The 322-nt window shown below is 49.7% G+C and carries 1 protein-coding gene; it reads left to right on the top strand.

The window, feature by feature from the left end; all coding sequences use genetic code 11:
- A partial coding sequence (locus QT973_RS16690; protein ID WP_333391775.1) for a tetratricopeptide repeat protein occupies positions 1 to 322 on the top strand: 322 nt, incomplete at both ends.

The raw sequence follows: 322 nt of genomic DNA, 5'->3' as shown, positions 1-322 counted from the left end.
GCGTTGCACTGGGTAATTTAGGCAGGCATGAAGATGCGATCGCCTCCTACGACAAAGCCTTAGAAATCAAACCAGATAAACACGCAGCCTGGAACAATCGGGGCGTTGCACTGGGTAATTTAGGCAGGCATGAAGATGCGATCGCCTCCTACGACAAAGCCTTAGAAATCAAACCAGATTATCACGAAGCCTGGTTCTATCGGGGCGTTGCACTGGGTATATTAGGCAGGCTAGAAGATGCGATCGCCTCCTACGACAAAGCCTTAGAAATCAAACCAGATTATCACGAAGCCTGGTTCTATCGGGGCGTTGCACTGGGTAT

Source organism: Microcoleus sp. Z1_A1 (assembly GCF_036700305.1).
GTDB lineage: Bacteria > Cyanobacteriota > Cyanobacteriia > Cyanobacteriales > Microcoleaceae > Microcoleus.
Note: the sequence above shows the minus strand (reverse complement) of the source record. Positions and strands in the feature narration are given on the sequence as shown.